General features: G+C 63.3%; 24 protein-coding genes and 1 tRNA gene. 14 read left to right on the top strand and 11 right to left on the bottom strand.

Annotated elements, in window-relative coordinates:
* Positions 1-4 precede the first annotated feature (4 nt).
* From hypF to hypE, 4 genes are read left to right on the top strand one after another with little or no spacing between them, the layout of a single operon-like run.
* Positions 5-2,296: a carbamoyltransferase HypF gene (hypF, locus tag ACR652_RS16360; RefSeq protein WP_434507539.1), complete on the top strand. Its 2,292-nt coding sequence runs from the start codon at positions 5-7 to the stop codon at positions 2,294-2,296.
* Positions 2,287-2,511, top strand: a complete 225-nt coding sequence (locus ACR652_RS16355) for a HypC/HybG/HupF family hydrogenase formation chaperone (protein WP_434507538.1) — start codon at positions 2,287-2,289, stop codon at positions 2,509-2,511. The genes hypF and ACR652_RS16355 overlap by 10 nt, the downstream gene beginning before the upstream one ends.
* The gene (gene hypD / locus ACR652_RS16350) at positions 2,508-3,626 is read left to right on the top strand and encodes a hydrogenase formation protein HypD (RefSeq protein ID WP_434507537.1); all 1,119 of its coding nucleotides are present in this window, start codon (positions 2,508-2,510) and stop codon (positions 3,624-3,626) included. Before ACR652_RS16355 ends, hypD begins: the two co-directional genes overlap by 4 nt.
* Before the next feature lie 9 nt (positions 3,627-3,635).
* Positions 3,636-4,685, top strand: a complete 1,050-nt coding sequence (gene hypE, locus ACR652_RS16345) for a hydrogenase expression/formation protein HypE (RefSeq protein ID WP_434507536.1) — start codon at positions 3,636-3,638, stop codon at positions 4,683-4,685.
* Between the two features lie 265 nt (positions 4,686-4,950).
* Here hypE and ACR652_RS16340 read toward each other — a convergent pair whose 3' ends face one another.
* The 5 genes from ACR652_RS16340 to ACR652_RS16320 form a co-directional block, all read right to left on the bottom strand.
* Entirely contained in the window at positions 4,951-5,967 is a 1,017-nt protein-coding gene (locus ACR652_RS16340) for a lysylphosphatidylglycerol synthase transmembrane domain-containing protein (RefSeq protein WP_434507535.1), read from the bottom strand.
* Positions 5,968-6,021: 54 nt separating this feature from the next.
* The gene (locus tag ACR652_RS16335) at positions 6,022-6,339 is read right to left on the bottom strand and encodes a cytochrome c (RefSeq protein ID WP_434507534.1); all 318 of its coding nucleotides are present in this window, start codon (positions 6,337-6,339) and stop codon (positions 6,022-6,024) included.
* Between the two features lie 3 nt (positions 6,340-6,342).
* A complete protein-coding gene (locus ACR652_RS16330; protein WP_434507533.1) occupies positions 6,343-7,545 on the bottom strand; it encodes a molybdopterin-dependent oxidoreductase in 1,203 nt (400 codons plus the stop codon).
* A 141-nt stretch (positions 7,546-7,686) separates the two neighbouring features.
* Positions 7,687-8,307 (bottom strand): nucleoside deaminase, encoded by a 621-nt coding sequence (locus ACR652_RS16325; protein WP_434507532.1) that lies wholly within the window; start codon positions 8,305-8,307, stop codon positions 7,687-7,689.
* A gap of 120 nt (positions 8,308-8,427) precedes the next feature.
* Positions 8,428-8,922, bottom strand: a complete 495-nt coding sequence (locus ACR652_RS16320) for a CBS domain-containing protein (protein WP_434507558.1) — start codon at positions 8,920-8,922, stop codon at positions 8,428-8,430.
* 117 nt (positions 8,923-9,039) lie between these two features.
* Here ACR652_RS16320 and atpD point away from each other — a divergent pair, with 117 nt between their 5' ends.
* From atpD to ACR652_RS16275, 9 genes are read left to right on the top strand one after another with little or no spacing between them, the layout of a single operon-like run.
* On the top strand, positions 9,040-10,515 hold the full coding sequence (gene atpD / locus ACR652_RS16315; RefSeq protein ID WP_434507531.1) for a F0F1 ATP synthase subunit beta: 1,476 nt from the start codon (positions 9,040-9,042) through the stop codon (positions 10,513-10,515).
* Positions 10,512-10,961 carry a F0F1 ATP synthase subunit epsilon gene (locus ACR652_RS16310; protein ID WP_434507530.1) on the top strand — a complete coding sequence of 150 codons (450 nt, stop codon included), beginning with the start codon at positions 10,512-10,514 and terminating at the stop codon, positions 10,959-10,961. Before atpD ends, ACR652_RS16310 begins: the two co-directional genes overlap by 4 nt.
* Entirely contained in the window at positions 10,958-11,248 is a 291-nt protein-coding gene (locus tag ACR652_RS16305; protein ID WP_434507529.1) for an AtpZ/AtpI family protein, read from the top strand. Before ACR652_RS16310 ends, ACR652_RS16305 begins: the two co-directional genes overlap by 4 nt.
* Positions 11,245-11,538, top strand: coding sequence for an N-ATPase subunit AtpR (locus ACR652_RS16300; protein ID WP_434507528.1), 294 nt, complete (start codon positions 11,245-11,247; stop codon positions 11,536-11,538). The genes ACR652_RS16305 and ACR652_RS16300 overlap by 4 nt, the downstream gene beginning before the upstream one ends.
* Positions 11,538-12,239 carry a F0F1 ATP synthase subunit A gene (locus ACR652_RS16295; RefSeq protein ID WP_434507557.1) on the top strand — a complete coding sequence of 234 codons (702 nt, stop codon included), beginning with the start codon at positions 11,538-11,540 and terminating at the stop codon, positions 12,237-12,239. Before ACR652_RS16300 ends, ACR652_RS16295 begins: the two co-directional genes overlap by 1 nt.
* Positions 12,226-12,471 (top strand): F0F1 ATP synthase subunit C, encoded by a 246-nt coding sequence (locus tag ACR652_RS16290; RefSeq protein WP_434507527.1) that lies wholly within the window; start codon positions 12,226-12,228, stop codon positions 12,469-12,471. The genes ACR652_RS16295 and ACR652_RS16290 overlap by 14 nt, the downstream gene beginning before the upstream one ends.
* 12 nt (positions 12,472-12,483) lie before the next feature.
* On the top strand, positions 12,484-13,224 hold the full coding sequence (locus ACR652_RS16285) for a F0F1 ATP synthase subunit B family protein (protein WP_434507526.1): 741 nt from the start codon (positions 12,484-12,486) through the stop codon (positions 13,222-13,224).
* Positions 13,211-14,773 carry a F0F1 ATP synthase subunit alpha gene (locus tag ACR652_RS16280; RefSeq protein ID WP_434507525.1) on the top strand — a complete coding sequence of 521 codons (1,563 nt, stop codon included), beginning with the start codon at positions 13,211-13,213 and terminating at the stop codon, positions 14,771-14,773. Before ACR652_RS16285 ends, ACR652_RS16280 begins: the two co-directional genes overlap by 14 nt.
* Entirely contained in the window at positions 14,770-15,618 is an 849-nt protein-coding gene (locus tag ACR652_RS16275) for a F0F1 ATP synthase subunit gamma (protein ID WP_434507524.1), read from the top strand. Before ACR652_RS16280 ends, ACR652_RS16275 begins: the two co-directional genes overlap by 4 nt.
* Before the next feature lie 67 nt (positions 15,619-15,685).
* Here the strand turns inward: ACR652_RS16275 and ACR652_RS16270 are convergent, their stop codons facing one another.
* The 6 genes from ACR652_RS16270 to ACR652_RS16245 all read right to left on the bottom strand — a co-directional run bounded on the left by ACR652_RS16270 (position 15,686) and on the right by ACR652_RS16245 (position 20,334).
* Positions 15,686-16,747, bottom strand: coding sequence for a cytochrome-c peroxidase (locus ACR652_RS16270; RefSeq protein ID WP_434507523.1), 1,062 nt, complete (start codon positions 16,745-16,747; stop codon positions 15,686-15,688).
* A 1-nt stretch (position 16,748) separates the two neighbouring features.
* A complete protein-coding gene (locus ACR652_RS16265; RefSeq protein WP_434507522.1) occupies positions 16,749-17,471 on the bottom strand; it encodes an SCO family protein in 723 nt (240 codons plus the stop codon).
* Positions 17,468-18,775: a selenium-binding protein SBP56-related protein gene (locus ACR652_RS16260; protein ID WP_434507556.1), complete on the bottom strand. Its 1,308-nt coding sequence runs from the start codon at positions 18,773-18,775 to the stop codon at positions 17,468-17,470. Before ACR652_RS16260 ends, ACR652_RS16265 begins: the two co-directional genes overlap by 4 nt.
* A 244-nt stretch (positions 18,776-19,019) precedes the next feature.
* Entirely contained in the window at positions 19,020-19,574 is a 555-nt protein-coding gene (locus ACR652_RS16255; protein ID WP_434507521.1) for a TetR family transcriptional regulator C-terminal domain-containing protein, read from the bottom strand.
* A 443-nt stretch (positions 19,575-20,017) separates the two neighbouring features.
* A tRNA-Glu gene (locus tag ACR652_RS16250) sits at positions 20,018-20,093 on the bottom strand.
* A 118-nt stretch (positions 20,094-20,211) separates the two neighbouring features.
* Positions 20,212-20,334 carry a hypothetical protein gene (locus ACR652_RS16245; protein ID WP_434507520.1) on the bottom strand — a complete coding sequence of 41 codons (123 nt, stop codon included), beginning with the start codon at positions 20,332-20,334 and terminating at the stop codon, positions 20,212-20,214.
* Positions 20,335-20,518: 184 nt separating this feature from the next.
* On the opposite strand from ACR652_RS16245, the gene ACR652_RS16240 reads away from it, so the two are divergent.
* Positions 20,519-22,381 (top strand): ABC-F family ATP-binding cassette domain-containing protein, encoded by a 1,863-nt coding sequence (locus ACR652_RS16240; RefSeq protein ID WP_434507519.1) that lies wholly within the window; start codon positions 20,519-20,521, stop codon positions 22,379-22,381.
* The last annotated feature ends 14 nt before the right edge of the window (positions 22,382-22,395 follow it).

The raw sequence follows: 22,395 nt of genomic DNA, 5'->3' as shown, positions 1-22,395 counted from the left end.
GGCCATGACCCGCGCCGCTGTTCCTCCGGCCTCCGGCGAAGCGACGATGCGCCTGCGTCTGCGCGTGCGCGGGGCCGTGCAGGGCGTTGGCTTTCGTCCGTTCGCACATGGGGTGGCGGCGCGTTACGGGCTGAGCGGCTTCGTGCGCAATGACGCCGAGGGCGTCCTGCTGGAAATAGAGGGGGCGCGCGCGCCGGATTTCATCGCCGCCCTGCGCGACTCGCCGCCGCCGCTCGCGCGCATCGACGTGATCGAAGCGGAAGAGATCGCCGCCACGGGGCAGGCGGGCTTTTCCATCGACGAAAGCGCCAGCGGGAAGAGCGCGACGCGCATCGCGCCCGACGCCGCCACATGCCCCGACTGTCTGGACGACCTCTTCGACTGCAACAGCCGCTTTCATCTTTATCCATTCACGAGCTGCGCCAACTGCGGCCCGCGTTTCACCATCAGCCGATCCCTGCCATATGACCGTGCGCGGACGTCCATGGCGCGCTTTCCGCTCTGCGCCGCCTGCGCCGCCGATTACAGCAATCCCGCGAGCAGGCGGTTTCACGCCGAAACCATCGCCTGCCCGGTTTGCGGGCCGCGTCTCGACAACGATCCCGCGACCCTGGTGGAGATGCTGAAGGGCGGCGCCATCATCGCGGTGAAAGGGATCGGTGGATATCATCTGATGTGCGACGCACGGAATGAACAGGCGGTCGCCGAACTGCGCCGGCGCAAGGAACGGGACGCCAAACCTTTCGCCGTCATGGCGGCCAATATCGCCTCAGTGCGTCTCTTCGCCGAGCCCACGGACGCCGAATGCGATCTTCTGCGTCATCGCGCCAGTCCGATTGTCCTTGTCCGATCGACAGGCGGGCTCGCGGAGTCCGTCGCGCCGGGACTGCGCAGGGTTGGCGTGGTCCTGCCCTATGCGCCCCTGCATCATCTGCTGTTTCACGCAGCGGCGGGCGCGCCGGCTGGCGCTGACTGGCGCGAGGGCGCTCAGGATTTCGTGATCGTCGCGACGAGCGCCAATCCTGGCGGCGAGCCGCTCGTCGTGGAAGATGACGACGCGCGCCGTCGTCTGCGCGGAGTCGCCGATCTCGTCGTCGGACACGATCGCGCGATTGTGGTGCGCGCCGACGACTCCGTCATGGCGGTCGTCGACCATGCGCCGGCCTTTCTGCGACGGGCGCGCGGTTTCGTGCCGGAGCCCATCGATCTGGGCGGCGACGGGCCCTGCGTCGTCGCCGTGGGCGCGCATCTCAAATCGACGGTGACGGTGACGCGCGGACGCGAGGCCTTCGTCTCGCAGCATATTGGCGATCTCGACGACGGTGAAACCATCCGCTTCTTCGAGGAGACCATCCGCCATCTTGTTTCGGCGCTCGACGTGACGCCCGATGTCGCGGCCTGTGATCTGCACCCCGATTTCTTCTCGACGCGCTACGCCGTGGAGACGGGTTTGCCGATGATGCGCGTTCAGCACCATGCGGCGCATGTCGCGGCGATCGCGGCGGAGCATGGCCTGCGCGGGCCGTTGCTCGGCGTCGCGCTCGACGGTTACGGCATGGGAGACGATGGCGGCGCCTGGGGCGGCGAACTGTTGTCGCTCGATGGCGCAAGCTGGGCGCGCATCGGCCATCTGGCGCCGCTGGCCCTGCCGGGCGGCGACCGCGCCGCGCGGGAGCCCTGGCGCATGGGAGTCGCCGCGCTGGCCGCCATTGGCCGCCTTGATCTGGCGGGGGGCCTCTTTCCCGAGGCGCCGCTCGCCATCAAGGTCGCGGAGAGCCTGCGTCGTGGCGCGGGCGCGCGCACGACCAGCATGGGCCGCCTGTTCGACGCCGCCGCCGCGCTGGCCGGAGTCTGCCTGAATCAGCGCTATGAAGGGCAGGCGGCCATGGCCTTCGAGGCGCTGGTGAGCGCGCCGCGACGGCTCGAAGGCGGTTTCCGCCTTACGGAGGGCGTATTGGACTTCTCGCCGTTGCTGGCCTTTCTCGCGACGGAACGGCCGGGCGCCCGCGAGTCGGCGGAGCTGTTCCATGGCGCGCTGATCGAGGGCTGCGCGGACTGGATCGCCTCGGCCGCGCGCGCGGGGGGGCATGAATATGTGGCGCTCGGCGGCGGATGCATGATGAATCGCATTCTCGCCGAAGGCCTCGCCGGCGCTTTGCGGGAGAGGGGGCTGACGCCAATGCTGGCGCGGGCGGCTCCCTGCAATGATGGCGGGATTTCGCTGGGGCAGGCCGCGATCGCGCGTACCGCCTGGGACAGCGCGGATCAAGAGAAGGAGATCGCGGCATGTGTCTAGCTGTTCCGGTGCGCGTCACCGAGCTTCTGCCCGATCAGATGGCGCGGGTGTCGCTCGACGGCGTCAGCAAGACGATTTCGATTGCCTTGGTCGATGATGTGTCGGTCGGTGACTATGTGATCCTGCACGTCGGCTTCGCGCTGTCGAAGATCGACGCCGCGGAGGCCGAGCGCACGCTGGCGATGATTCGGGACTTCGCGGGGGCCGTGCAATGAAATATGTCGACGAATTTCGCGATGGCGAACTTGCGCGCGGCATGGCGCGCAGCCTTGCGGCGCTCGCGCGGCCTGAGCGCGACTATCGCTTCATGGAGTTTTGCGGCGGCCACACCCATGCCATTTCGCGCTATGGTCTGGAAGATCTGCTGCCGGCCAATATCCGGATGATTCACGGGCCGGGCTGTCCGGTCTGCGTCCTGCCGATCGGCCGCATCGACGCGGCGATCGCGCTCGCGCAAAATGAGAAAGTGACGCTCTGCACTTATGCGGATCTCATGCGCGTGCCGGCGTCGCGTGGCGCCAGCCTCATGAAGGCGAAGGCCGGCGGCGCTGATATTCGCATGGTTTATTCCACCCTCGACGCGCTGCGGATCGCGGAATCCGAGCCTGACCGCGAGGTGGTCTTCTTCGCGATCGGGTTTGAGACGACGACGCCTCCGACAGCGCTCGCGATCCGTCTCGCCGCGCAGCGGAACCTGCGCAACTTCACCATCTTCTGCAATCATGTCCTGACGCCCGCCGCCATGCGCGCCATTCTCTCGAGCAACGACGAGGGCGTCGCGCTCGATGGTTTCGTCGGACCCTCGCATGTGTCGGCAGTCATCGGAGTGAAACCCTATCAGTTCGTCGCGACGGACTTCGGGAAGCCCATTGTCATCGCAGGCTTCGAGCCGCTCGACGTCATGCAGGCGATCGCCATGCTGGTTCGTCAGGTGAATGACGGCCGCTGCGAGGTCGAAAACCAGTATGGCCGCGCCGTGACGGCCGCGGGCAATATCAGGGCTCAGGCCGAGACCGACGACATTTTCGAAGTGCGCGAGAGCTTCGAGTGGCGCGGTCTCGGCAGCGTGCCGGAGAGCGCGCTGCGGCTGCGCGCCGCTTATTCCGATTATGACGCGGAGCGCCGCTTCGGAATCGAGACGCTCCCCGCGAAGGACAATCCGGCCTGCGAATGTGGCGCGATCCTGCGCGGCGCGAAGCGGCCGCATGACTGCAAGCTGTTTGGAACGGTTTGCACGCCGGAAACGCCGATGGGCTCCTGCATGGTGTCATCCGAAGGCGCCTGCGCCGCGCAATGGACTTATCGGCGCTTTCATGACCGCGCCGCCTGAAGGACCCCGATGACGACGACAAAGCTGTACCGCCGCAAGCTCGATCTCGCCCATGGGCGCGTCGATCTCTCACATGGCGCGGGCGGGCGCGCGATGGCGCAACTCATCTCGGAGATTTTCAAGGCGGCGCTGTCGAACGACTGGCTGGAGCAGGGCAACGACCAGGCGGTGTTGCCCGCGCCTCATGGCCGGCTGGCGATGACCACGGACGCCTTCGTCGTCTCGCCGCTGTTTTTCCCCGGCGGCGACATTGGCTCGCTGGCTGTGCACGGGGCCGTCAATGACGTCGCCATGTCAGGCGCGCGGCCGCTTTATCTCTCGGCGAGTTTCATCATCGAGGAGGGCTTTCCGCTCGCCGATCTGGCGCGCATTGCGCAGAGCATGGGCGACGCCTCGCGCGCCGCCGGCGTGCCGGTCGTGACGGGCGACACCAAGGTCGTGGAGCGCGGCAAGGCCGATGGCGTGTTCATCTCGACCACGGCGGTGGGTGTGGCGCCGGAAGGGCTGACGCTGTCCGGCGATCGAGCGCGTCCGGGCGACGCGCTTCTGATTTCCGGCTCCATCGGCGATCACGGCGTCGCCATCATGTCGAAGCGGGAGAATCTGGAGTTCGACTGCGAGATCACATCCGACTCGGCCGCGCTGCACGGCCTCGTCGCCGATATGGTGGCGGCGGTCGGCGACGCGCTGCGACTCATGCGCGATCCGACTCGCGGCGGCGTCGCCGCGACGCTGAACGAGATCGCCCAGCAGTCCGGCGTCGGCTTCCGCATCGAGGAGACGGCCATACCGGTCAAGCCCGAAGTCGCCGCCGCCTGCGAATTGCTCGGTCTCGATCCGCTCAATGTGGCGAATGAGGGAAAGCTGCTCGCCGTTGTGGCGCCTGATCGGGCGGAGGCGCTGCTCGCGGCCATGCGCGCGCATCCGCTCGGCCGCGACGCCGCCATCATCGGCGCGGCGGTGGCCGATGAGCGGCGCTTCGTGCAGATGACCTCGTCCTTCGGAGGCTCCCGGATCGTCGATTGGCTCGCGGGCGAGCAATTGCCGCGCATTTGCTAGGTGCCCTGTCCCCTCGGCGCCAAACAGGAATGCGTGGGCTTAGCCGTCCGTTACGCTGCCGACACAGCTCGGAAACACTCGCGGTATAGCAGAGCTCTGTGCGGGGCCGGTTCCCCGTGCCAGCCCGCGCGTGACGGCCCGCTCGCTCATCAGGATCGGCGGCGGGCCGTTTCCGCCCGTGGCGCGCAAGCTGTTTCGGCTGTCCGCCAACTCCTGCGTCGGCGCCGTCGGCTTCAGACCCCTAAGCTTTGTGTTCCACAAAATCCTATTCTCCAGAAATCCGCGTCAGGCTCGGCTGCGTCCACTTCGACAAGGGGAACCTCCATGCAAGAAATGCGGCAGTGATGACGCTGTGCGGGAGCAGGATCACAAGGTGATAGGCCGCTGCTGCGGTGATCGCTTTCTCTGTCTGGATCCCATGTACATTTGTCAGATAGACCGCGATTCCGGCTTCGAGAACCCCTAATCCAGCGGGACTGGCCGGTATTGCGATCGCCAAGGATGCGATGACCAGCAACGTCATTGCATCGAGCACACCGAAGTGGATCTCCGGGACGACGACTCTAAAGAAGAATAGGACGAGTGAGAGGTTTGCCGACCATATCAGCAACGTCAGACTTGCCGGCAAAATCAGCTTCTGGCGCGCAAGGAGAACCCTGGCCTGTTCCAGAATGCGACCAAGCCCGAATTTCTCCAGGATGGCCCGTCGCGAGAGATGCTCCAAGCCTGCAACGCGGGTTCGATAGATCAGCAGCGCGCCCAACCCTGCTGCGGCGGCGAGCGCCAGGATCTGAGGACTGCCAACATTGATGAAAGGCAAATGCTTGCTTGTCGAGAGCGCCGCGAGCAACAGCAGGAGAATCGAAAGGTCGTAGAGCTTTTCCATCACGATCGCTGCGCCCAGGCCGCCGATCGGAAGTTGGAAAAAGGCGCCCCCGCAATATAATTTTGCCCCCTCGCCAAGGCGAAATGGAAGCAGGCCGTTGAAGGTCATTCCAGTGACCGTGATCAGAAAGCAGGCCGATATCCGTGCATCAAGTATCGCCGCCAGCCGCGCGCCAAAACACATCAACACAGCCGCATTCATCATCATGCCAACAATGATGGCGCTTGCGGGGATCTGCTGAAGATGCTTTTGCAGGTTTGATACATCCACATTTGTGGACAGCCAATAAGAAAGAAGAGCCAAAAAAGCCGCATTGGCGGCGAGCGCAATGTAACGGTAGCTCCGCGAGCGGAAAAACAGGGGTTTTGAGGTTGATGACACTCTGCGGCCGTGCATTTCTATCCAGCCTCATCCAGTGCTGCAAATCTCACCGGGCGCTGTCGGTTGTCATCAGTAGGCGCGGGAGAGGTAATCTATTATTGCGGTCGCGTCTTCCTCGGAAATCTGAGCGCCATAGGCCTTTTGCATTTTCCTGACTTCCCCCTCCCAGAATTTCTTGCCAAGGCCAGGCGGCTGGGTGCTGATATAATCTGAAGAATGACATGCGAGGCAGTTGTTTTCAGCGACCTCCTGGCCCTGCCCAGGGCGAAAAGCGGTGACGGCTTCAGGAAGGGCGTAAGTCCTGGCTGCCGCGAGGAGGGGGGTGATCGTCAGGTGTGTTGCGGCAAGGAGCACAAACAAAGCTAGTCGACTGCGCATGGTTTTCATCCGTTATTGGGCGATAACGCGGGCGCTCTCGACGCTGTTGCGCATGTAGCCTTGTGGGTTCCATAGAGATGAGAGCGGCTGGGTTTGCCCGATCCTGTTAATGGCGCAGACTTTCAGCTCGTGCTCTCCCTTTTCCAGCCGCACCGGAATCGTCCACTCCCTGAAGGAGTAGCGACCCAGGTCCTTGCCCAGCTTCGTCTCCATCCAGCTTCGGCCGCCATCGCTGGAAAACAAGACGGCGGCGATCCCATAACCGCCGTCGAAAGCGATGCCTCTGACAAGTGTCTCTGTGTGGGCTTTGATCCTGGCGCCATGCGAGAGGTTGGTCATGAACGAGCGCACATTGAGCCGTTTGATAGGGACGGAGGAGCGAACCGCTTGTCCCGGTTCTGTGCAAGCGCAATCATTATCTGCAATCCGATAGGCGGTCTTCATCCAGAAACCATCCCACACCTCATCCACGACCCTTATCTCGCTCAGGTGTTTAACCCAATAAGTTGCATAGTAGCCCGGCACGATCAGGCGAACGGGATAGCCGTTGAGCCATGGGAGTTCTTGTCCGTTCATCTCATAAGCGACCATCACCTCGCCATCCCTGGCATGGTCAATATCGAGCGCCTTGACGAAATCGGGCGTTTGGGGAGAGACAGGCTGGTCGAGGCCATTGAAAGTAACCTGGCGCGCGCCCGCTTGCATCCCGGCTTTCTCGAGAAGCGCCTTTAGTGGAACGCCCCGCCAACGGGCATTGCCCATTGCGCCATTGGCCAATTGGCCGCCGCCCACGCGAGGGTCAAAAAACCCCCGGCTGTTGCCGGAGCACTGCGCAACAGCAACGATTTCGACAGGCTCAAAGGCGCTCTTCAACTCCTGCAAGCTGATCGATTGGGGGCGCTCGACTTTTCCGCCGACAGACAACCGATATGTGTCGGGATCAATCGATAGGGGAATGTCGGCCAGGTGGTAGCGAACGAAAAAAGCGTCGTTCGGCGTCAGTGGCCCTTCGTCGAAAACGTGAAACGGGGTCTCCAACTGTGGCGGACGGGAGGTGAGCCGGATCAGAGGTCGCTTTCCTGGATAGGCGACGAGGGGGCGGTCGCCATTCGCGAAGGGCAGGTCCACCGTAGGCTCGGCGAGTGCAAACGCCTTGAGAGCAGTGGAGCTGGACAAGGCCGCCCCTCCGAGGATCAAGGATCGACGGTCCATCACTTTTGCCCCCTCATTTGCAGCTACTGAGGATTAATCCAAACGGCGGGGGTCTCAAGTGCAAAGTTTTGTGCGCCGCAGCATTCGGCCCCGATGTCGGTTGCTTCGGAAGGCGCGGACGGGAGCTGGCCGCGTTAACGGGCACTACTCTCCTTGCCAAGTGAAAGGGGCAAGTTTTACTTCGTGCTGCAGGCCTGTCATGTTTGAGTAGAGAATTTCCAGGGAGATATCCCTCAATGGCGGGCGCGCTTTCACCTGCGTAAAGACGCAGCGGTTCTCCATCTCTCGCCAATAGGCAGGCATCAGATGGCCTCGTCTCGTCATTCCGCCCAAATCATCCTCTGCAACATACAGAACCCTGCTTATCCCTGAAATGAGGATGCGCGTGTAGCACATGGGGCATGGTTCAAGCGAGGTATACAGAGTCAACTTGTCCTTTCTGCGGTCGGGATGCTTCCGCTCGAAGTCGTCGAGCACCACCATTTCCGCGTGGGCGTCGCTACGAAATGGCGGACCACAGACTTCATTGTGGCCATGCGAGACGATGTGAAACACGTCATCAACAATCAGTGCGCCAATGCCATAGTGGTTGTTGCAGACCGAGACGAAGGCCAGAACGCACGCGGCCCAGGCGGTCTCTTCCTCAGGACCATCAAACCCCTCATCCAAACAGGCGAGAAGTCGGGTCTTGAAAGAGAATTGGCGTGTGTCCTTTGGTTGGGCGTCGAGGAGCCACTGGCGGGCGCTACGCGACGGGCCATTCAAGCGCATGCTCCTGGACATGAAGCAGCATTGATATCCGTTCTCAACAAGGATTCGCCCCGATGGATGCTGCCAAGGTCGTGCTTCGATCTCTGCGCTGATTGAATGCGCGGGCCGCACTCGTCACTCAAGCGCCATCGCCCGCCCTCGCTCTGACAAAGCCACCGTAACGCGCGCCGCATCCTGCTGTGCCGCCACGGCGCGGACGATGTCCGCGCGCGTGACAATGCCTGCGATGGCGCCGTTCTCGCCGGTTATGACGACGCGTTTGATCTTGTGCTTTTCCATGACCTGCGCAATTTCCTCGAGCGTGGCTGCCTCAGGCGCAGTGATAACGGGTTGCGCCATGAGCTTTCCGACGCAACAGTTGCCGGCGTCAATCGCGGCCAGGAAGCTTTCATTCAGCGGCTCCCCTTCGGCCAGTTGCGCGAGCCACCATTGAGAGCGCTCCTTGCGGCGCATTTCGCTCGCGCAGGCGAGATCTCCCTCGCTCACCACGCCAATCGGCCGGTTGCTCTCGTCGACCACGGGAAGGGCGCTGATCGCTTTCTCGATCAGCAGGTGCGCGACGTCGCGCATCGTCGCGTCCCACTTAACGGAGACCACGTCATGGGTCATAATGTCTTTTGCAAACATGGCGCGTCTCTTGGGTCCCGAGCGTTGCGGCTTCCGTTAAATATGCAAGTCTTGGCGTTTCACAACTCGGCTGCCTGAATCGCAAGTAAAGGAACGCTTTTGGATAGGGCGGAAAGCGACAGAATTGCTCAGACGAAGCTGGGTGCGCCCGCGTCGTCCGGCGTCGTCAGGGCGGTTCGCGGCGCGATCGTCGACGTCGTCTTTCCCCCCGAATCCCTTCCCGCGATCAATGAGGCCGTGCTGATCGAACGCGACGCGGGCGACATGATCCTCGCGGAGGTGCAGGCGCATGTCGATCCGAGCACGATACGCGCGATTGCGCTGCGGTCAACCATTGGCCTCAGGCGTGGGCAAAGAGTCGTCCCGACCGGCAATCCGGTCGAAGCGCCTGTCGGCGAAGCGGTGCTCGGCCGCCTGATCGATGTCGTCGGAAACATCGCCGACGGCGGGCCGCCGCTTCCGGCAGACGCGCCGCGACGATCGATCCACCGCCCGCCGCCGCCGCTCGCGAGGAAACGCCGGGGCACTGAAATTTTCGCGACGGGGGTGAAGGCGATTGATCTGCTTACCCCGCTGGCGCATGGCGGCAAAGCCGCGATGTTTGGCGGCGCCGGCGTTGGCAAGACCGTGCTCGTGATGGAGCTGATCAACGCCATGATCGCGCGCTACCGGGGGATCTCGGTCTTTGCCGGTGTTGGGGAGCGATCGCGCGAAGGGCATGAGATGCTGCTCGACATGAGGCGCTACGGAGTTCTCGACCGCAGCGTTCTCGTCTACGGCCAAATGAACGAACCTCCCGGGGCAAGGTGGCGGGCGCCGCTGACCGCCTTGACCATCGCCGAATTCTTTCGTGACGAGCGGCGTCAGAACGTTCTTCTGCTGATGGACAATGTCTTCCGTTTCGTGCAGGCCGGCGCGGAAGTGTCCGGATTAATGGGGCGCATGCCTTCGCGCGTCGGCTACCAGCCCACGCTGGCGAGCGAAGTCGCTGATTTGCAGGAGCGTATCGCCTCGGTTGGCGACGCGGCGGTCACCGCGATCGAAGCGGTCTATGTGCCCGCGGACGACTTCACGGATCCGGCGGTGACCGCCATCGCCTCTCACGTGGACAGCATGGTGGTGCTGTCCCGCCAGATGGCGGCCGAAGGCATGTATCCGGCGATTGACCCAATTCAATCGTCGTCTGTCTTGCTCGATCCGCTCGTCATCGGCGAGGAGCATGCACGCATTGCCACCGAGACTCGGCGCGTTATCGAACATCATCGCGAGCTTCAGGACGTTATCGCGCTCCTCGGCGTGGATGAATTGAGCGTCGAGGATCGTCGGCTTGTCGGGCGCGCGCGGCGGCTACAGCGATTCCTTACGCAGCCCTTCGCCGTCACCGAGAATTTCACAGGCATGGCTGGGCGCTCAGTCACGATCCAGGAGACAATTGCAGGATGCAAAGCCATTCTCGACGGCCATTGTGATGACTGGCCGGAAAGCGCCTTCTATATGATCGGCTCAATCGACGACGCGCGCGAAAAAATGCTAAGGCATTCCCAAAAGCCCGCAATGAATGGAGCGCCCGTATGAGCGCGCGGCTGCGGCTTGTCGTCTCGACACCGACAAGGCTTCTCGTCGACGAGCGGAGAGTCATGGCGGTGCGGGCGGAGGACGCGAGCGGAAGCTTTGGAATATTGCCCGGCCATGCAAACTTCGTCACCGCCCTCTCGCCTTGCGTGCTTCGTTGGCGGCTGGAGGGGGATGAGAGGTATTGCGCCCTGCGCGGCGGCGTGCTGTCGGTCAGGGACGGGCGTCAGGTCAGTGTCGCGTGCCGGCATGGCGTTCTCGGCGACCAATTAGCCAAGCTCGAGGCAGAAGTGCGCGCCGCGGCGCTTGCGCAGGCGGGCGTCGAAAGTCGCGCCCGCGTCGAACAGGCGCGGCTGCATGCTTACGCCGTGCGCCAGCTGCTGCGCTATTTGCGACCCGCCGGGCTCTCGGACGCCATTCTCGGAGACGGGCAGGGGGAGGGGCAGTGACCGAGCGACCCGCGTCGCATTCCACCGAAAAGCTTGCGGAGGCTGCGCGAAAGGCCGCGGCGCGTGAGCGCGAGCTGCGCTGTGACCCCGAACCTTCGCTCGGCAAGCGGCTCGGGCAGATCGGCGTGCTGGGCTGGATCATCGTGCTCCCGGCCCTCGCGGGACTCTTCTTCGGCCGGTGGCTGGACAGGACGATGCATTCCGGGGTTTTTTTCTCGGCGCCGCTTATGATGCTGGGCGCCGCGCTTGGATTGTGGCTCGCCTGGAAATGGATGTCCCGCCAATGACCCTCACGACCACCCCTTTGTCGACGCTCGCGCTTCAGGTCTGCGGCGGAGGCCTGGCTGGTGCGATCGCGGGCTATCTTTATTTTACCGGCCTCTGGTGGAACGTTCTTCTGATCGATCGCGGCGCGACCGGGCGCGCGGCGCTGTTGTTGGTGGCGCGGGTCGCGGCGCTGGCGCTCACGCTCTTCGTGCTCGTTCGCATTGGCGCGCTCGCCCTTCTCGCCGGCGCCGCCGGGCTGCTCGCGGCGCGGCGCGTTCTGATGCGGCGCCTGGGAGGCGATCCGTCGTGATCGGCTCGCCGCTTGAACTGGAAACGGCATTCCATCTTGGCCCGGTCCCAATTTCGAGGCCGGTCGCGACGACATGGGCGTTGATGGCGTTTCTCATCATCGCGAGCGCCCTGTCGACCCGTCGTTTGTCACTGCGCCCAGGCAACGTTCAGGCCTTGCTCGAACTCATTGTCGATACCCTTGATTCCCAGATCCGCGACACGATGCGCGTCGATCCGGCCCCCTATCGCGCGCTGTTCGGAGCGATCTTTCTTTTCATCCTTCTCGCGAACTGGTCGGCGCTTTTGCCTGGCGTCGAGCCGCCTACCGCGCGTCTTGAGACGGACGCCGCCCTCGCGCTCGTTGTTTTCGCTGCGACAATCTACCATGGCCTGCGAACGCAAGGCGTCTGGGGGTATCTGAAGACCTTCGCCGAGCCAAGCCTGTTTATGGTTCCGCTCAACCTCGTTGAGCAAATCACGCGCACATTTTCCCTGTTCGTGCGCCTGTTCGGGAATGTGATGAGCGGCGTCTTCGTTGTCGGGATCGTACTGTCGCTCGCCGGACTTCTCGTTCCGATTCCGCTGATGGCGCTGGACCTGCTGACGGGAGCGGTGCAAGCCTATATCTTCGCTACCCTGGCGATGGTCTTCACCGCAGCCGCCATCGCGCCAGAAAGAGAGACGCAGCCTTCAGACGGAGCGCAGAATGGATCAGATTGAAAATATCAGCATCCTGGCGGCTGCGATCGCCGTCTCCTTCGGCGCCATCGGCCCAGCCCTGGCCGAAGGGAAGGCTGTCGCCGCCGCGATGGATGCAATCGCGCGTCAACCCGAGGCCGCCGGCGTCCTGTCTCGTACGCTCTTTGTCGGCCTCGCCATGATCGAGACCATGGCGATCTATTGCCTCGTGGTCGCGCTGTTGCTTCTGTTTGCAAATCCCTTTGTGAAATAGGCGTCGGCCCGCATGCGCATCGATTGGTGGACGCTGTCGCTCCAGACTGTCAACGCGATCGTCCTGATCTGGCTTTTGGCCTATTTTTTCTTCAAGCCGATCGCCCACATCATCGCTGCGCGGAAAGCTGAGGCGAGTCAGTTGCTCCAGGAGGCCGAGCAGGCAAAAGCTGCCGCGCTTTCAATGCACGAAGAAGAAAAGGCGGCGCTCGCCGACCTTGCCGAACGCCGGTCCATCGCTTTGGCGGCGGCAAACAGGGAGGCCGAGGCGCAAAGGGAAGCCGTGCTCGCCGCAGCCCACAAGGACGCCGATCGCCTGCGCGACGTGGCGCGGCTCGAGATGACGCGCCAGCTTGAACTCACCCGGGATGCGCAGATGAAACATGCGAGCGCACTCGCCCTCGACATCTCAAGACGTCTGATCGCGCGCCTACCAGAGTGCGGCCTGGTCTCCGGCTTCATTCCGGGCCTGGCTGCAGCCGTCGCCGCTCTGTCGCCAGAAGAAAAAAAGGATTTCGAAGAGGAGGGCGGCGTGCGGCTCAAGACGCCCAGAGCATTAACGGCCCAAGAGGAAGCCGATTGTCGGCGCGCTCTTGAAATTGGCTTCGGACGGCCGCTCGGCTTCCTGGTTGAAATAGACCCTAATGTGATCGCCGGGCTGGAACTCGAAAATCGACACACGGCGATCCGTAACAGCCTGCGGACGGACTTGGCCGACATTGCCGCATCTATCGAAGATCATGACCGACGCTAGCCCCAATGATCGTCCATCCGCGTCGGATCCCTGGGCCGACTGGCTCGAACAGCGGCGCCGTCGTTTATCGAGGCTGACGCTTGGCCCGAGTGTGCGGCGCATCGGTCGCGTCGAGAGCTTCGCGGACGGCGTCGCTTTCGTTTCCGGACTGCCGCAAACGCGGCTCAATGAGCTGCTGCGTTTCGAGAATGGCAGCCTCGGCTTTGTCACGGCGCTCGACGCGGACCTTTTCGGCGCAATCTTGCTCGACGATGCAGGGGCCCTCGAGGCCGGCGCGGCGGTCGAGGGTCTGGGCGAAACGGCGCGCGCGCCCGTCGGCCCTGGCCTGCTTGGGCGGGTCGTCGATCCACTTGGTCGACCGCTCGACAATGCAGGCCCCCTCTCAGTCGAATCCTATCAGCCGATCGAACGGGACGCGCCGAGCATCATTGACCGTGACCTCGTTACGGAGCCGCTGGAGACCGGGCTGCTCGTCATCGACTCCATGTTTTCCATCGGCCGCGGACAACGCGAATTGATCTTGGGCGACCGCGCGACCGGCAAAACCGCGATCGCCGTCGACGCCATTCTCAACCAGAAGCAGACCGATATGGTTTGCGTCTATGTCGCGATCGGGCAGCGTGGGACAGCGGTTGAACGTGTGATCGAGGTGGTGCGCGCGCGCGGCGCGCCCGAGCGCACGATCTTCGTGGTGGCGCCGGCGTCCAGCGCGCCGGGGCTGCAATGGATAGCGCCTTTCTCAAGCTTCACCATGGCGGAATATTTTCGCGATCGCGGCGGACATGTCCTCGTCATCATTGATGATCTCACCAAACATGCGGCCACCCATCGGGAACTCGCATTGCTGACGCGGGAACCGTCGGGGCGAGAGGCCTATCCAGGCGACATCTTCTATCTGCACGCCCGTCTTCTGGAACGCGCCGCGAAGATGTCGCAGGCGAAGGGGGGCGGTTCCATCACCGCCCTGCCGATTGCTGAGACGGAGGCCGGCAATCTCTCAGCCTACATTCCGACCAATCTCATTTCCATCACAGATGGCCAGATCGTCCTCGACTCTCGCCTCTTCGCCGCGAACCAGCGCCCGGCTGTCGATGTCGGGTTGAGCGTGAGTCGCGTTGGAGGCAAGGCGCAGCCGGCGGCGTTGAAGCAGGCCTCTGCGCGGCTGCGGCTGCAATATTCTCAGTTTCTTGAATTGGAAATGTTCAGCCGGTTCGGGGGCGTTTCGACCCGCCTCGTGCAAAATGAAATTACACGGGGTCGCCGGATCCGGGATTTGCTGATGCAGGAGAGGTTCGCGCTCCTGCGACAGGCGGATCAGGTCGCGCTGCTGCTTGCGCTGGACGCTGGTGCGCTGGATGCGCTGGACTCGTCAGGGGTCATGCAGCTGCGGGAGAGGGTTCCGGACCGTCTCAATCGGGATGCTCCTGAGGCGATTCAGGCTTGTCGATCTGGCGCGCCGCTCGACGAAGCGCGGCAAAGCGCGCTTATCCGCCTCGTGACCGACCTCGCCTTGGAGATCGCCGCAGGCAAATCGGGCGCGCCGACATGAGCGATGAAGAGTTGAGCGCCGTTCGCAAGCGGATCGCCGCGACGCGCCAACTCGAAACCGTCTTCACCGCCATGCGCGGAGTCGCAGCGGCCCGCAGCCGGGAAGCGCAGCGCAGCCTCGACGGCGTGCGCGCCTATGCCGCCGCCGTTGGCGAAGCGATCCAGATTACCCTCTCTCTCTCGCCGGACGAGCCGCCAGCGCGTCGCGCGCCGACAAAGAGAATCATCCTGGCGTTTTGCGCGGAGCAGGGTTTCGCGGGAGCTTTCGATGAACGCGTGCTGACGGCGGCGGCCAATCTCAGCCGCGACGCCGCGCTGTATGTCGTAGGGCAAAGAGGCCAAGCCAACGCACTCGAGCGCGGCCTGGCGGTCGCCTGGTCGACGCCCATGGCGGCGCATGCGGTCGATGCGGCATCGGTTGCCGAACGCATTGTGGACGCGCTCTTCGACGAGGTCGCGGCGCACGAGACGATGCAAGTGACAGTGGTCCACGCGGCTCCCGCCTCTCCGCCCGATTACGAGATTAGGGCAAGATCGCTTGTCCCACTTGATCTCGCGCGCTTCCCCCTCATCGGAGGCGGGGCGGCGCCTGTTTTGAATCTCCCCCCGCCCGTTCTCCTGTCGCTGCTCGCCGAGGAATATGTCTTCGCCGAGCTTTGCGAGGCGACGCTGCTTTCCTTCGCGTCCGAGAACGCCGCCCGCATGCAGGCGATGACATCCGCTCGAAGTAATGTGCGAAAGACCCTTGACGAGTTGACGGCGCGCTACCGCCGGTCGCGGCAGGAGCAGATCACGGACGAGTTGATCGAACTTTCAAGAACGTCGGGAGGAATTGCTCAGCGATAAACGGCTTCGCTTAATCTGGCGATAAGAAAGAATGATATGAAATATCCGCTATTGCATCCTCTCCCATTCAAAGCGCCCTGAGAAAAGCCAGCAAAGCCGCCTTCTCCTCCCTTGTGAGATTGAGCGGCCTGATCTTCGCATCGAGCACGGGATTGGGGCCGCCGCCGACGTCGTAAAAATCGATCACCTCCTCAAGCGACGAGAGGCTGCCGTCATGCATGTAGGGCGCGCTCTTCGAGACGCCGCGCAACATGGGGGTCGTATAGGCCCAACGGTCGGCGGGATCCTTGGTGATTTCGAAACGGCCAATATCGCGTGGCGGCGCCGGGGCAAGCCGGAGGCCCGAAAGATCAACCTCTTTCACCAGGCCAGGGGCCAGTTGCACCTGCACTCTTGCCGTCTGCGCGGTTTGTCGGAACGCCACGCCGGTATTGTGCCAGGACTGATCCGTGAAAAGCGCCGTGTCGCTTTCGATTTTATGGCAGGACGCACAGCCTTTCGAGATGAAGATGTCATAGCCGCGCCATTCTTCCGTAGAGAGCGCATTTCTGTCGCCGCCGAAGATGGCTTTGTCGAAGCGGCTCTCGCCCAGCAACAGTGTTGCTTCATATGCCGCGATCGCGCGGCCGACCGTCGTCATCGAGACGCCTTCGCCGGGAAACGCCGCGTCGAAGGCGGCGCGATAGTCAGGCTGGACGCGCAGCCGCGTGAGCAGCGGGCCAATGCCTGTGTTGCCCATTTCATCCGGCGCGAGCAACGGCCCCCAGACCTGCGCCGTAAGATCGGTTTCGCGGCCATCGTGAAAGAGATATTTCTTGAAGACGACGTTATAGAGAGACGGGGCATTGCGGCGTAAGGAGCGTCCCTCCATTCCAATCGACAGAGCGCTTTGGTTGGAGGCGAAGGCCTGCGTCGGAATATGACACATGGCGCAGGACAGCGTGCCATTCGCCGCCAGGCTGCGATCAAAGAACAGTTGCTCGCCGAGCTTTCGCATGGTCGGCGTGCCGGCGATTTGCCGAGGCGCTGGCGGCAGTCCGAGCGGCTGGGCGATGTCTTGCGCTTCCGCCGTGGCGACGCCGACCCAAAGGGCGAGAACCGCAGGGAGCAGCAGCTTTTCAATGCTCATGTCAAGGACCCGCAATCCTGTTGCTCGCATCGGGAAACTCCATTGCAAGGGTTCGCGCGTCATTGAGCAGGGCTTCCGGGGTAAGAAACGCCGTGCTGTAGATCTCGCGCACCCACCCGTCCGGATCGATGAGAAAGACTTTCAGCATGTGATCGACGGTTCCCGTACGCTGGCCTGCGTCATTTATGTCATAGGCGACATTCTGACCCATGGCGCGGAGAAATGGCGTTAGCTCGCGTTCCGACGCGCTGGTGAGGAATGACCAGGGCACATCGGCTCCGTTGTCCTTTTCATTCGATTGCAGAAGACGCATGACCGCGGGCGTATCTCGTTCAGGATCGAGGCTGACGAAGACAAGGCGCAGCCGCGCCGCGATCAGCGGATCGTGTTGCGCGGCGTCCCGCGCGGTCTCGAAGACGGACCACGCCACGGGGCACCCGGCCGGATCGGCGCAATGGCCATAGAAGAAGCCCAGAGCCGTCACCGCGCCGCGCGTGTAAGCGGAGAGCTCCACTGGGGCAGCGGCGGCGTCGAGAAGAGAGATTTGCGGGGTTCGCTGTATGCGTTGCAAAACGTAGCTCCCGGGCGCGGGGAGATTGCGCGTCACCGATGCGCCGCTCTCCGCCTTCGCAGGCGTAAGCTGCAACAGCAACAGCGCGGCGGCGGCGACGCGCGCGCAAAGACGCGCGCGCCCCTTCGCTTCTCTCGCGGTATCAGGACTCACGGAAGTTCCGCCTTTTGGGCGCGGGCCGTGAACTTCATGTGATGCGCACGCCCCAGACCCTCCTTGTGGAAGTCGACGGCGAACTGCTCCTTGAGCTCTTTCCCGTCCCAGGAATAGCCCTTCAGGAACTGCTCATTGTCGGCGCCCTTCTTGTCCCAGTTCGCAAGAAGGGAGGTGGTGAAATAGACGCGCTTTCCATCCCAGCTTTGCGAGACCATGTTCACTTGCGACCCGATCTTTTTTGAATAGATCTGCTTTGGCGCTTCCGGATTCGACAGATCGAAGAGGCGCGCCGTGCCGTCCATGAACGTATTCACCCAGAGCGAGGACGCGTCCGACGAGATGGAAATGTCCACGGGCAACGGAATCTTCGAGGGATCGCCGATGTCCGCCACAGGCTTCGCCTGCCACTCGTGGTTTTCGTCTTCCTTTACGAGATAGAGCTTGGAGGTCAGTGCGCTCGCGGTTATCGCCCAGTCCGCGCCGGGCTTCAGCGCCCAGCGGATTTCGAGGGGCGCGCCGGGGACCGAGAAGATCTTCACCGGCTTCATGGCCTTCAGGTCCCACATCACCATCGTGTTCCCGAAGTTCTTCATGGCGGCGCTATCGCCGATGAGCTGCGCCAGATCCATCATGTAATTGGTCCAGCCGGTGAAGCTCGAGGTGAGCATGCGGTTCTGCCCGGGATTGATGGCGATGTCGTAGCCATAGCCGTCGCCGCCGTCCGTTACCGGCATGGGCGTCGTCGACACCAGCTCGCCGGCATTGTTGTAAGTGATCAGCCCGGTGACGCCGCCGTGGTCTTTCTTGTTGGAAAGCGCCTGCACCAGCATGCGTCCAGGAAGCGCGTAGAACGTATGCGGCCCGACATAGCCTGTGGCCTCCGCAAGATTGTCGATGGTTCTCACCAGAACGGGTTTCGCGGGGTCGGTTCCAACGTCGAAAATGAAAATCTTGCTGTCGTCGAGACGGCCGGCCCAGAGATGTTTCCGGTCGTCGGTAAAGCCCATGTGATGCGCTTCGCCTCTTCCCCCGACGGAAAGTGTGTGGATGACCTTTCCAAAAGTCGCGGAATCGGGACTCACATCGATCGTCACAAGCTTGTCGGATTCATCTCCCACGCCCTTCTCGCCGAGCGTCCAGACGTGGAGGTATTGCTCCTGGCCCTTGATCAACCCGCTCATGAACGGCGAGTTGCAGGTCTCGTCGGCGCGGGCGGCCGTCGTCCCCTGTAGGACCACGCCGCCGAGAAGACACAGGCCCAGCGCAAGCGACCGCTTCAGGAAAGGCCGCGGCGTTGTCATCGATCTCATGTTTTCCTCCTCTTTCTCTTTTGGTTTGACAGTCGCCCCACGGATCAACGATCGCCCTGACCTTGCTGATGCGGTGGGCAGGAACGCCGCCGAGACGACTGCGAGACGGCCTTGAGGTCCGACGCCGACAGCCGCCCCGCGCCGGGGATGCCACGTTTGACGACAAATTTTTTCATTTCGCCTCCAGAGTCAGCTCTCAGGTTATATGACCGGTCGTCTCGATTGGCGGAAAAAATCAGGGCTTGAAATAGCCTTTGAGCACCATGTCACAGACTTGGGTCAGGGGCTGGACCGAGCGTTCGATCTTCATGCGCAGCAGGGCGCCCTGCCAGACATTGACGAGGAAGTCGGCCATGTCCTTCGCGTCGATATCCGTGCGGAAACTCCCCTCGCGCTGACCGCGCGCGAAGCCTTCGCGCAGTTTCTCTCGATAACGATGAATGGCGTTACGCAAGGAGGCCTGGCAGAGATCGCTGGTGTCGCCGATTTCGCCGATCAGATTGCCGAGGAGGCAGCCGCCCTTGAAATCCCTGCTTTCCGTCTCGGAGATGAGCTCGTCGAAATAGGCCGCCAGGGCCGCGTCTGCGGGGACGCCCTTTGCGCCCAGATGCGCGTCCAGCTGGCGGATGAAGGGCTCGATATAATGGCGGACAACAGCGGCGCTGAAATCCTCCTTGCTCGGGAAGTAGTTGTAAAAAGACCCTTTCGGGACGCCGACTTTCGTCACGATCTCCTGCAGCCCGGTCCCGTGGTAGCCCTGCTCCATCAGCAGCAGGACCCCTTCGTCCAAAAGTTTCTCCCGAACTTCTTTGATGTCACGTCGGCTCATGGGCTCTTTTATATGACCGGTCGTCTCGAAATGCAAGTTGGTCCGCCTGCGGAAGCGTAAAGTTTACGCGAGCGTTTCGATTGCCAAAGAGTCGCTAGGGCTCAGTCGAGTTTCGGGCAGGAAGCATGTGTCGGAGGCGGATAAGGTCAGAGTGTCTGATGAGTTTGTTTTTCATGATGCCGGCAGTGTTCGTTGAAAGGCGAAGGCGCCATGCCCTCCTTCGGTCAGCTTGGCCGGGAGAACGAGTTTCCCGCGGTCGTTGTATTTAAAAGACTACCAGAAAAGCGCTCGGTACGCCGAATGTGAGGGCGCAAAGCTGAACATCCGCGCTTCCGTAGTCGGCCAGTAAGAGAGACTGCCTCGGAATCGAATGGCGTCGAAAATCAGGGAGAATGTGGAAGGGATGGCGCGCCCAAGGGGATTCGAACCCCTGTTTTCGCCGTGAAAGGGCGACGTCCTAGGCCTCTAGACGATGGGCGCGGGGCTGGCGCCGGTCGAAGCGGCGCAGCGAGGGGCTGTATAGAGGCGCGCGGCGGACAAGACAAGTCTCATCGGATGCATTGTCCAGAAAACACCGCCGCGCCGCCAGGGAGGGAGCTCAAGCGCCCCAAATCATCGCCTCATAGACGTAGAGCCCGATGCGCGTCGCGTAGATTCCCGCCAGCGCGCAGCCGAACGCCTTCACCGTGATCCACAAATAGGCTTCCATATCGGGGTGCATGACGTCTTCCCTTCCGTTGCGGTTGACACGCCCTGGGCTCCCTCCTCCTTTGCCTTGCTCAAGCAATTGGGATGCCATTTCACCCCTCGGGCCTGACGCGGGGCTGACAGGGCGGCTGGGGGCCGCGCGGTGGGGAAAAAGCGCCTAGCGACGGCGCGCCGGGCCTGTTACTGGGCATGCGGCCATGCTCACCATCAATGATCTCACCTACCGACTCGGCGATCGGCTGATTTTCGACCATGCCGGCGTCTTTCTCCCGGGCCGCTGCCGCGCGGGCTTCGTCGGCCGCAACGGCGCCGGCAAGACCACGCTCTTCCGTCTCATTGCCGGGGAGATCGCGCCCGAGTCGGGCAATATCGCGCTGCCCGCCCGCACGAGGCTTGGCCGCGTGGAGCAGGAGGCGCCCGGCGGGCCGACGCGTCTCATCGACTTCGTTCTCGCAGCCGATGTGGAGCGCGCGGAGTTGCTCGACCGCGCCGAGACCGCGCATGACGCCCATGACATCGCCGAGATTCAGACGCGGCTGGCCGATATCGACGCCCATTCGGCCCCCGCCCGCGCCGCCGCCATTCTCCATGGCCTTGGCTTCGACAGCGGGGCCCAGCAGCGGCCCCTGTCGGAGTTCTCGGGCGGCTGGCGGATGCGCGTGGCGCTCGCGGCGGTTCTGTTTTCGCAGCCCGACCTGCTGCTGCTCGACGAGCCCACCAACTATCTGGATCTCGAAGGCACGCTCTGGCTGGTGGATTATCTCACCCGCTACCCCGCGAGCGTGCTCGTGATCAGTCACGATCGCGATCTTCTGGACGACGTGGCGACTCATATCCTGCATCTCGAACGCGGCAGGTTGACGCTCTACAAGGGAGATTATTCCTCCTTCGAGAAACAGCGGCGGGAGGCGCAACTGCTCGCCGCCAAGGGCGCCAGGAAGCAGGAGGAGAAGCGCCAGCATCTCCAGGCCTTCGTCGACCGTTTCCGCGCCAAGGCCACCAAGGCGCGGCAGGCCCAGTCGCGCCTCAAGATGCTGGAGAAAATGGAGCCCGCCGCCGCCATCGTCGATGACAGCGTGCTGCCGATCCATCTCCCCTCGCCGGAGAAGCCGTTGTCGCCGCCCATCATCGCCCTGGAGCGGGCGTCGGTCGGCTATGGCGAGCGGGCGGTGCTGTCGCGGCTCACGCTGTCCATTTCCAATGACGACCGCATCGGCCTGCTGGGCGCCAATGGCAATGGCAAATCGACCTTCGCCAAATTGCTCGGCGGGCGGCTTTCGCCCATGGACGGCCGGATGGTGCGCGCCGCCAGGCTGGAGGCCGGGTTTTTCGCCCAGCATCAGGTGGACGACCTCAATGAGCAGGATACGCCCTACCTCGTCTTCTCGCGGCTGATGCCGGACGCGCCGGAGGCGCGGGTGCGGGCGCGGGCGGCCCAGACCGGTTTTTCCGGCGCGCGGGCCGACACCAGGGTCGCCCATCTCTCCGGCGGCGAGAAGGCGCGGCTGCTGCTCGGCGTCACCGCCTTCGGCGCGCCGCATCTTCTGATTCTCGACGAACCGACGAACCAGCTCGACATCGACAGCCGCGCCGCGCTGATCGAGGCGATCAACGAATATGAGGGGGCGGTGGTGCTCGTGTCGCACGATCGCTATCTGCTCGAGGCTTGCGCCGACCGGCTGTGGCTCGTCGACGGGGGCACGGTGAAGCCCTTCGACGGCGACATGGACGAATATGCGCGGCTGGTGCTCTCGAAGACGAGAGGCGAGGAGCCGCGACGGGCGGCGCCCGCCGTGGAAGCGGCCGAGGCGGGGCGGGAGGCGCCGAGACGGCGGGACGCCGGCTTCCTCCGGCGCAAGCTCGCGGCCGCCGAGGAGAAGGTGGAGAAGTTCACCCAGCTCCTGGCGCGCGTCGACGAGGCGCTTGCCGCGCCCGACGCCTTTGCGCGAAATCCGCAGGAGGCCGCCAGACTTGCGGCGCAGCGCGAGGAACTGGTCAGGGCGCTGGGCGTCGCGGAAGAGCAATGGCTGGAGCTGGCCGCGGAGGCGGAAGGGGGCTGAGGGGGCCGCTGGCC

Origin of the sequence: Methylocystis sp., from assembly GCF_051061225.1 — a bacterium.
Classification (GTDB): Bacteria; Pseudomonadota; Alphaproteobacteria; order Rhizobiales; family Beijerinckiaceae; genus Methylocystis.
This window is presented reverse-complemented; position numbering and strand designations above follow the sequence as displayed.

Bases quoted from the DNA above. Each gene is read 5' to 3' on its own strand.
- hypF (WP_434507539.1), top strand. From the start codon at position 5: ATGACCCGCGCCGCTGTTCCTCCGGCCTCCGGCGAAGCGACGATGCGC.
- ACR652_RS16355 (WP_434507538.1), top strand. From the start codon at position 2,287: ATGTGTCTAGCTGTTCCGGTGCGCGTCACCGAGCTTCTGCCCGATCAG.
- hypD (WP_434507537.1), top strand. From the start codon at position 2,508: ATGAAATATGTCGACGAATTTCGCGATGGCGAACTTGCGCGCGGCATG.
- hypE (WP_434507536.1), top strand. From the start codon at position 3,636: ATGACGACGACAAAGCTGTACCGCCGCAAGCTCGATCTCGCCCATGGG.
- ACR652_RS16340 (WP_434507535.1), bottom strand. From the start codon at position 5,967: ATGCACGGCCGCAGAGTGTCATCAACCTCAAAACCCCTGTTTTTCCGC.
- ACR652_RS16335 (WP_434507534.1), bottom strand. From the start codon at position 6,339: ATGAAAACCATGCGCAGTCGACTAGCTTTGTTTGTGCTCCTTGCCGCA.
- ACR652_RS16320 (WP_434507558.1), bottom strand. From the start codon at position 8,922: ATGACCCATGACGTGGTCTCCGTTAAGTGGGACGCGACGATGCGCGAC.
- ACR652_RS16310 (WP_434507530.1), top strand. From the start codon at position 10,512: ATGAGCGCGCGGCTGCGGCTTGTCGTCTCGACACCGACAAGGCTTCTC.
- ACR652_RS16300 (WP_434507528.1), top strand. From the start codon at position 11,245: ATGACCCTCACGACCACCCCTTTGTCGACGCTCGCGCTTCAGGTCTGC.
- ACR652_RS16290 (WP_434507527.1), top strand. From the start codon at position 12,226: ATGGATCAGATTGAAAATATCAGCATCCTGGCGGCTGCGATCGCCGTC.
- ACR652_RS16285 (WP_434507526.1), top strand. From the start codon at position 12,484: ATGCGCATCGATTGGTGGACGCTGTCGCTCCAGACTGTCAACGCGATC.
- ACR652_RS16280 (WP_434507525.1), top strand. From the start codon at position 13,211: ATGACCGACGCTAGCCCCAATGATCGTCCATCCGCGTCGGATCCCTGG.
- ACR652_RS16275 (WP_434507524.1), top strand. From the start codon at position 14,770: ATGAGCGATGAAGAGTTGAGCGCCGTTCGCAAGCGGATCGCCGCGACG.
- ACR652_RS16270 (WP_434507523.1), bottom strand. From the start codon at position 16,747: ATGAGCATTGAAAAGCTGCTGCTCCCTGCGGTTCTCGCCCTTTGGGTC.
- ACR652_RS16260 (WP_434507556.1), bottom strand. From the start codon at position 18,775: ATGACAACGCCGCGGCCTTTCCTGAAGCGGTCGCTTGCGCTGGGCCTG.
- ACR652_RS16245 (WP_434507520.1), bottom strand. From the start codon at position 20,334: ATGCACCCCGATATGGAAGCCTATTTGTGGATCACGGTGAAGGCGTTC.
- ACR652_RS16240 (WP_434507519.1), top strand. From the start codon at position 20,519: ATGCTCACCATCAATGATCTCACCTACCGACTCGGCGATCGGCTGATT.